Below are 7,796 nucleotides of genomic sequence, written 5' to 3' on the forward strand. Positions count from 1 at the left end.
TGCGCCAGCGGCGGGCCAGATGCGGCAAATCCCGCGCCACGAACAGCCCGGCCCCCTGGCGGCCTTGCAGATAGCCCTCGGCGGTGAGCTGGTCCAAGGCGGTGAGCACGGTGGCACGGGAGATGGACAGCTCCTGCGCCAGCTTGCGGCTGGGCGGCAGCCGCGCCCCCGGCGGCGCCCCGGCCAGAATCAGCCGCCGCAGCGCCTCGGCCAGCTGCACATGCAACGCCTCACCGCCGCGCGCCAGGGCCAGGCCGAGCAAGGCGGCATCAAAATTGGCCTGGTCTTGAATGTTTAAATTGGTCATTTCAAACAGACCAATATCGCGCCACTCTGCCCCTCATCAAGTCCCATCAGAGAGCATCATGACCGAAGACCTTCTGCAAACCGACCGTACCCGCCTGCGCCGTTCGCATCAGCGCGGCTCTTTCGACCGCGCTGTGGTGAACGCGATCCTGGACGCGCAACCCATGTGCAGCGTCGGCTATGTGATCGACGGCAAGCCCTACGTGACCCCCACCCTGCAATGGCGCGAGGGCGATCACGTCTATTGGCACGCCTCCTCCGCCAGCCGCGCCCTGCGCGCCGCCAGCGGGCAAGAGGTGTGCCTGAACGTGGCGATTCTGGATGGCTATGTGATGGCGCGCTCGGGCTTTCATCACTCGGTGAATTCGCGCTCGGTGATGCTATTCGGCACCGCGCATCTGGTACCCGATGAGGAAAAGCAAGCCAAACTCAGCGCGTTTATCGATGGGCTCTGGCCCGGCCGGGCCGCGATGCTGCGCCCGAACAGCGCGCAGGAGCTCAAGGCAACCTCGATCCTGGCGCTGAAGATCGAGGAAGGCAGTGCCAAAATCCGCACTGGCGGGCCGAAGGATGAAGAGGAGGATTATGCGCTGCCGATCTGGGCCGGGGTGATTCCGGTGACGACCCAGATCGGCACGCCGATCGACGATGCGCGTCTGACGGCCGGGATCGCGCCGCCGGCGCATCTCACGGCGATGGCGCGAAAATTTTAAAAGTTTTTTGGTGCCGCTTTTTTTCAAAAAAGCGGCGAAAACGTCTGGGGTGGTGGCACTGGCGTTGCCAATGCCCCGAACGTTTGTGGGGACTTTTTGAAAAAAGTCCCCACACCCCCAAAAACTTTTGCAATTTTTTTTAGAGCACCATCCCGCCGGAAATCTCAATCCGCTGCCCATTCACCCAACGAGTCTCCTCCCCCAGCAGCGCCGCCACCGCCGGGCCGATATCCTCTGGCTCGCCCACCCGCCCCAAAGCGGCATAAGACGCCACACGCTGGTTCATCTCCGGATTATCCCGCACCACACCGCCATTGAAATCCGTGGCAATCGCCCCCGGCGCCACCGTGTTCGCGGTAATGCCCCGCGCCCCCAGCTCCACCGCCAGATAGCGCGTCAGCACCTCCACTCCGCCCTTCATCGCCGCGTAGGCGGAGGCGCCGGGGAAGCTGAATCGCGCCAGCCCGGAGGAAATATTGACGATACGGCCACCATCTTCCAGCAACGGCAGCAGCGTCTGCGTCAGGAAAAACACCCCTTTCAGATGCACGTTGAAGAGTTTATCAAACGCCTCCTCACTGGTTTGCGCGAACGGCGCATGATGGCCAAAGCCGGCATTATTCACCAGATGGTCGAAGCGCTCCCGCCCCCACACCTCCCGCAGCGCCTGCCGCACCGCCACCGCAAACCCCGCGAAACTTTTCACATCCCCGGCATCCAGCGGCAAAAACACCGCCTTGCCGCCCTTGGCCTCGATCGCGTCCTTCACCTCATCGGCCTGCGCCTTGTTGCTGTGATAGGTGCCGATCACATTTTCCCCGCGCTCTGCCAGCGCCAGCGCCATGCTGCGCCCCAGCCCGCGGCTGGCCCCTGTGATCAAGGCGATTTTTCCTGTGCTCATCTCAAACACTCCTGTGAGTTTCAGTGAGGCTGAGATGCGCCTTTCCGCCCCGCAAATAATCAGGCAAAATCCGGCAACATCATCCGAGGATCACGAACAATGGACAGATTCGACCATATGCGGGTCTTCGTGCGGATCCTGGAGCGCGGCAGCTTCGTGCGCGCCGCCGAGGATCTCTCCCTGCCCGCCTCCACCGTCACCGACGCGCTGAAGCAGCTCGAAGCCCGGCTGGGCACCCGGCTGCTCCAGCGCACCACCCGCCAGGTCCGCGCCACCCCGGATGGCGAGGCCTATTACCGGCGCTGCCTTTCCATCCTCGCCGATATGGAGGACGCCGAAAGCGCCTTCAGCAGCGCCAAGCCGCGCGGCTTTCTGCATGTCGAGGCGCAGGGCAGCCAGGTGCGCCGCATCATCCTGCCCGGCCTGCCCGCCTTCCTGGACCGCTACCCGGAATTGGAACTCTATGTCAGCGAGGGCGACCGCTTTGTGGATCTGATCCGCGAAGGGGTGGATTGCGCCCTGCGCGCCGGCCAGCCGGCCGAGAGCGATCTGATCGCCCGCCGCCTGGCGCTGATGCCGGAAGGCACCTTCGCCTCCCCGGCCTATCTCGCCCGCCACGGCACGCCGCCAAGCTGGGACCAGCTCGCCGGGCATAAAATGGTCGGCTTCCGCTCCTCGGCCACCGGCGGGGTGCTGCCGCTGGAATTTCGCGTCGGCAAGGCGGTGAAAACCGTCTCACTTCCCTGCGTGCTCTCGGTCAACGGCGCGGAGAGCTACAAGGAAGCCGCTTTGCAAGGGCTGGGGCTGATCCAGGTGCCGCATTACGGGGTGGAGGCGGAGCTGCGCGACGGCCGGCTGGTGGAGGTTCTGGCGCACACCCCGCCCACGCCGCTCCCGCTCTACGTGCTCTATCCGCGCAACCGCCAGCTCTCGCTGCGGGTGCGGGTGTTCATTGACTGGGTGGCCGGCGAATATGCCCGGCATCTGCCGGCAAGCTGACAGGCCCCGCCACCCCCGCTATAGATGTTTGAAAATGCCGAGGAGCGCTTCCGTCTTGCCGATGCAGACCAAATCCCGCACGCCAGACCGGTCCCCGCCCGCATGAGCGCGCAGGAGGCCGCGCGCATCGCCGCCCGGCTGGACCGGCTGCCGCTCTGCGAGGCGATCTGGCATCCGGTGCTCTATATCTCGCTGGGCGGCGTGTTCGAGTTCTACAGCGTCTTCCTCACCGCCTATATCGCGCCGCGCATGGTCGATGCCGGGCTGTTCACCCCGGCCAGCCTCGGCCCCTTCGCGGCGCTGCGCGACATCGCGGTCTCGGGCGCTGGCACCTTCGTCTTCTGCACCTTCGCCGGGCTCTGGGCCGGGGCGGTGCTGGGCGCGCCGCTGGTCGATTATTGCGGCCGCAAGCGCGTGTTTTTCTGGTCGCTGCTCTGGTACAGCGCCTGCACCGCGATCATGGCCTGCCAGCAGAGCGGCGCCGCCCTCAATCTCTGGCGCTTCATCGCCGGCATCGGCTTCGGGGCCGAGCTGGTGGCGATGGATACCTATATCGCCGAGCTGATCCCCGGCTTCGCCCGCGGCCGCGCCTTCGCCCTCAACCAGACCATCACCTTCACCATCGTCCCCTTCGCCGCGCTGCTCGCCTGGCTGACGCCAACGCAGATCCTGCCCGCTCTGCCGGGCTGGCGGCTGGTGATGCTGGTCGGCGCGGCGGGGGCGCTGGTCGCCTGGCCGCTCTGGCGGCTGCTGCCAGAGAGCCCGCGCTGGCTGGCGCTGAAAGGCCGCACGGCGCAGGCCGAGGCGGTGATGCAGGAGCTGGAAACCGCCGCCCAGCGTGCCGCCCCGCTGCCCGCCCCGGCGATTGCGCAGCCCGAGGCCGAAGGGCGCGGCACGCTCTGGGAGATGTTCACCCCGCGCTATATCGAGCGCACGCTGATGCTGAGCCTGTTCAACATCGCCCAGGTGGTCGGCTTCTACGGCTTCGCCGCCTGGGTGCCGGCATTGCTGATCGCGCGCGGCATCACCATCGTCGATAGTTTCGAATATTCCTTCATCATCGCGCTGGCCAACCCGTTCGGCCCGGCTTTGGGGCTGATGCTGGCGGACCGGCTGGAGCGGCGCACCCAGATCGTGCTCGGGCTCGGGCTGATGGCGCTGTTCATGGCCGCCTTTTCCATCGCCCGGGCGCCGTTCCTGCTGATCCTGATCGGGGTGATGTTCACCCTGGCGGCCAATCTGATGTCCTATGCCTATCATGGCTATCAGGCGGAGCTTTACCCCACGCGCATACGCGGCCGCGCCATCGGCTTCACCTATGGCTGGAGCCGGATGGCCGCCGCCTTCGCCGGGCTGGCGGTGGGGTATTTCCTCTATGCTGGCGGGGTGCCGGCGGTGGCCTTGTTCATCGGCGTCGCCATGCTGGTCGGCATGGTGATGATCACCGTGTTCGGGCCGGACAGCGCGGGCTTGCCGCTGGAGGAGATCAACCATTGAGCCCGCGCCCCGCCCGGCTGCTGATCGTCGAGGATGACGAGGAGATGCGCGCCGATCTGGAAACCGCCCTGCGCGCCGAGGGCTATGCGGTGGAGAGTGCGGCCGATGGCAGGCAGGGGCTGGAGCGCGCCGCCACTGGCGGCTTCGACGCGCTGGTGCTCGACCGCATGCTGCCGCATCTGGACGGCATCGCCATCATCACCGGGCTGCGCGCCATGGGCATCGCCACCCCGGCTTTGTTCCTCACCGCGCTGAGCCGGGTGGATGAGCGCGTCGAGGGGCTGCGCGCCGGCGGCGATGATTATCTGGTCAAACCCTTCGCCATCGCCGAACTCACCGCCCGGCTGGAGGTGCTGCTGCGCCGCCGCGCGGCCCAGGCCAAGCAGTCGCTGCTGCGGGTCGGCACGCTCGAACTCAACCGGCTCACCCAGAAGGCCAGCCGGGACGGCAAGACCATCCTGCTGAAACCCCGCGAATTCCGGCTGCTGGAATATCTGATGCTGAATGCCGGCAAGGTGGTCACCCGCGCGATGCTGCTGGAAGCGGTGTGGGACTTCCATTTCGAACCCCAGACCCTGGTGGTGGAATCCCATATCAGCCGCGTGCGCGCCAAGATCGACCAGGGCTTCCCCACCGAGATGATCCAGACCGTGCGCGGCCTCGGCTACCGGCTCGCGGATGATTCGCAGGATTAAACGCGCCCGGCTGGTGCGCATGGCGAGCTTCCGCCTCGCCGTGCTCGGCACGCTGCTCTCCACCTTGGCGGCCATGCTGGCCTTCGCGCTGATCTATAACGCCACCGCCAGCGCCGCCCGCCATAATCTGGCGCCGGCCCTCACCCAGGCCCGCGCCGCGCTGCTGGCCCAAGCCGCCAGCGCGGACGCGCGGACGGAACAAAATGGCAGCGCGGACGCGCTGACGGAAAACGATGGCAGCGCGGACGCGCTGCAAGGCCCCGTAACCCGGGCGGCCCAGGCGCCGGGCACGTTATTCTACGCCCTGTTCGCGCCGGATGGCCGCGAACTGGCCGGCAATCTGCCCCTGCGCGCGGCGGCGCCCGGTTGGCGGGTGCTCAACCGCTGGGCCGGGGACCAGCTGCCGGACGGCATGCAGGAAATCATCGGCCTGGAGACGGCGCTGGCACAGGGCGGCAGCCTCTTCATCGGCGCCGATGCCTCCGCCCTCGCCGCCCTCAACCGGCGCATCGCCTATATCTTCGCCAGCGTCTTCGGCATCGCGCTCGGGCTCGGGCTGCTGATCAGCCTGGTCATCGCCTTGTTCAGCCTGCAACGCGTGCAGGCGATCAGCCGCACCAGCCGCGAGATCATCGCCGGCGACCTCTCCCGCCGGGTCAAGCTCTACGGCCATGACGACGAGCTGGACGTGCTGACCGCGGAGGTGAACACCATGCTCGCCACGGTGGAAGGGCTGGTGCTGAATGCCCGCCACGTCACCAACGCCATCGCGCATGATCTGCGCTCGCCGCTGGCCCGGCTGCGCAACTTCCTGAAAACCGCGCCGCCGGACGCCGCCGCCCTGGCCGAGGCCACGGCACGGACCGAGGAGATACTGAAACTCTTCGCCGCCATGCTGCAGATTGCCGAGGTGGAAGCCGGCGCGGTGCGCGGGCGCTTCACGCTGGTCGATCTCACCGCCCTCTGCCTGGGCCTGGCCGAAACCTATGAGAATGTGGCCGAGGATCTCGGCCAGGATTTCCGCGCCGAGATCGCCCCTGGCCTGGCGCTGCGCGGCGATGCCAAGCTGCTCGCCCAGATGCTGGTCAACGGCATCGAAAACGCGCTGCGCCATTGCCCGCCCGGCACCGCCATCCGCTTCCGCGCCCAGCCGCAAGGCGGCTGGATCGAAATCACCATCAGCGATCGCGGCCCCGGCATCCCGGCCGCCTTGCGCGAGGCCGCCTTCGGCCCCTTCGTGCGGCTGGCCCCGCAGACGCCGGGCACCGGGCTGGGACTCAGCCTGGTGCGGGCGGTGGCGCGGCTGCATGAGGGCGAGGCGGCGCTGCTGGACCATGAACCCGGCCTGATCCTGCGGCTGCGCCTGCCGGCGCCATTCTAGAGCCCAGAATAAAAATTGTTCTCCATCAAAAGCGCACAGAGCGCAAAACGGTCATGTCATTGGGATTGCTTAAATTAACCTGCCGTAATATGTCTCATTCTCTGGACAACCCCCAAGCTGACAATGCCGCCCGCCAACCTGTTCCTCATCCTGGACATCATGACCTGGGTCGGCGCCCTGCTGCTGCTGGGAGTCAGCACCATCATGCGCTCGGCGACACTGCGCTACTGGGGCGGCGCCTATCTGGCCGGCGCCATCGGCATCGCCGGCGTGGTGGTCGGGGTGAAATACTGGCCCTGGGCGGCCTATGGGCTGGGGCCGGCCCTGGTGCTGACCGGCTATTGGCTGATGTGGATGGGGCTGCGCCAGCTGCGCCCCGGGCGCCCGCTCGTGCTCTGGCCAGTGCTGGTCGCCGCCTGCTGGTGCGTGGTCAGCGACTGGCGGATCTTCGCTCATAATGAGCTGCTGCGCTTCGCCGTGTTCAGCCCGGCCGGCTTCCTCTGCATGGTGGCGATCGCGCATGAAAGCCTGCGCATTCCGGCCCGGGTGGAGGTGCGCTGGCTGCTGGCCGGGCTGGCCCTGCTGCATGCCGCCTTCTATGCCGCGCGCAGCCTCTGCGCCCTGCTGTTCCCGAGCCCGGATACCACCCAGCTCTGGCTCTACATCACCCCGACCGAGGCGATCCTGTATGAGTTCTCCGACGCCTTCCTGATCCTGTTCGCGGTGCTGGCCACACGTCAGGACACGCTGCGCACCCAGGCCCATACCGACCATCTCACCGGGCTGTTGAACCGGCGGCGGTTTTTCGAGCTGGCCCAGCGCGTGCTACAGGACCGGCCCTGCGCGGTGCTGGTGTTCGATGTCGATTATTTCAAAACCGTCAACGACACCCATGGCCATGCCGGCGGCGACGAGGTGCTGCGCGTGCTGGGCGAGGTCTGCCGCGCGCATCTGCGCAAGGGCGATCTGATCGGCCGGGTCGGCGGCGATGAATTCGCGATGCTGATCCGCGACGATGAGGACGCGGCCCGCCGCATCGCCGCCCGCATCCGCGAGGCCTTCACCAGCGCCTGCCAGGCGCGCGGCTATGTCACCGGCGTCACCTTCGGGGTGATCACGGGAGAGGCCGCGCCGATCGAAACCCTGCTCGCCGCCGCCGATGCCGAGCTCTACATCGCCAAACGCCAGCGCAGCCTGCAATCCCTGCCCGCCCCGGCCAGCATCACCTACCGGCATGGCTGAGGCATTTCGCCGGGCGGCGCTGCGCGCGCAGCCGGCGGCGCGCGGAAAGACGTGGGGGCTTT

At 67.1% G+C, this 7,796-nt stretch carries 8 protein-coding genes; 6 read left to right on the forward strand and 2 right to left on the reverse strand.

Features of this window, described 5'->3' with window-relative positions:
* Positions 1–307, reverse strand: a 307-nt coding sequence (locus tag MXAZACID_RS19260; protein ID WP_008493683.1) for a GntR family transcriptional regulator, incomplete at its 3' end; no start/stop codon positions are given.
* Positions 308–365: 58 nt separating this feature from the next.
* On the opposite strand from MXAZACID_RS19260, the gene MXAZACID_RS07775 reads away from it, so the two are divergent.
* The gene (locus MXAZACID_RS07775; protein WP_008493685.1) at positions 366–1,019 is read left to right on the forward strand and encodes a pyridoxamine 5'-phosphate oxidase family protein; all 654 of its coding nucleotides are present in this window, start codon (positions 366–368) and stop codon (positions 1,017–1,019) included.
* Positions 1,020–1,158: 139 nt separating this feature from the next.
* Here the strand turns inward: MXAZACID_RS07775 and MXAZACID_RS07780 are convergent, their stop codons facing one another.
* Entirely contained in the window at positions 1,159–1,920 is a 762-nt protein-coding gene (locus MXAZACID_RS07780; RefSeq protein WP_008493686.1) for an SDR family NAD(P)-dependent oxidoreductase, read from the reverse strand.
* A gap of 99 nt (positions 1,921–2,019) precedes the next feature.
* On the opposite strand from MXAZACID_RS07780, the gene MXAZACID_RS07785 reads away from it, so the two are divergent.
* The 5 genes from MXAZACID_RS07785 to MXAZACID_RS07805 all read left to right on the forward strand — a co-directional run bounded on the left by MXAZACID_RS07785 (position 2,020) and on the right by MXAZACID_RS07805 (position 7,734).
* Positions 2,020–2,919, forward strand: coding sequence for a LysR family transcriptional regulator (locus tag MXAZACID_RS07785; protein ID WP_008493687.1), 900 nt, complete (start codon positions 2,020–2,022; stop codon positions 2,917–2,919).
* A gap of 102 nt (positions 2,920–3,021) precedes the next feature.
* On the forward strand, positions 3,022–4,416 hold the full coding sequence (locus MXAZACID_RS07790; protein ID WP_039885099.1) for an MFS transporter: 1,395 nt from the start codon (positions 3,022–3,024) through the stop codon (positions 4,414–4,416).
* Positions 4,413–5,111, forward strand: a complete 699-nt coding sequence (locus MXAZACID_RS07795) for a response regulator transcription factor (RefSeq protein ID WP_008493689.1) — start codon at positions 4,413–4,415, stop codon at positions 5,109–5,111. Before MXAZACID_RS07790 ends, MXAZACID_RS07795 begins: the two co-directional genes overlap by 4 nt.
* Positions 5,095–6,492 carry a HAMP domain-containing sensor histidine kinase gene (locus MXAZACID_RS07800; RefSeq protein ID WP_039884786.1) on the forward strand — a complete coding sequence of 466 codons (1,398 nt, stop codon included), beginning with the start codon at positions 5,095–5,097 and terminating at the stop codon, positions 6,490–6,492. The genes MXAZACID_RS07795 and MXAZACID_RS07800 overlap by 17 nt, the downstream gene beginning before the upstream one ends.
* 123 nt (positions 6,493–6,615) lie before the next feature.
* Complete coding sequence (locus tag MXAZACID_RS07805; RefSeq protein ID WP_008493691.1) at positions 6,616–7,734, forward strand: diguanylate cyclase; 1,119 nt, start codon at positions 6,616–6,618, stop codon at positions 7,732–7,734.
* Positions 7,735–7,796 lie beyond the last annotated feature (62 nt).

This window comes from Acidocella sp. MX-AZ02, assembly GCF_000306035.1.
Classification (GTDB): Bacteria; Pseudomonadota; Alphaproteobacteria; order Acetobacterales; family Acetobacteraceae; genus Acidocella; species Acidocella facilis.

Excerpts from the sequence above, each read along its gene's own strand:
- MXAZACID_RS07775 (WP_008493685.1), top strand. The coding sequence starts at position 366 with ATGACCGAAGACCTTCTGCAAACCGACCGTACCCGCCTGCGCCGTTCG.
- MXAZACID_RS07780 (WP_008493686.1), bottom strand. The coding sequence starts at position 1,920 with ATGAGCACAGGAAAAATCGCCTTGATCACAGGGGCCAGCCGCGGGCTG.
- MXAZACID_RS07785 (WP_008493687.1), top strand. The coding sequence starts at position 2,020 with ATGGACAGATTCGACCATATGCGGGTCTTCGTGCGGATCCTGGAGCGC.
- MXAZACID_RS07790 (WP_039885099.1), top strand. The coding sequence starts at position 3,022 with ATGAGCGCGCAGGAGGCCGCGCGCATCGCCGCCCGGCTGGACCGGCTG.
- MXAZACID_RS07800 (WP_039884786.1), top strand. The coding sequence starts at position 5,095 with ATGATTCGCAGGATTAAACGCGCCCGGCTGGTGCGCATGGCGAGCTTC.
- MXAZACID_RS07805 (WP_008493691.1), top strand. The coding sequence starts at position 6,616 with ATGCCGCCCGCCAACCTGTTCCTCATCCTGGACATCATGACCTGGGTC.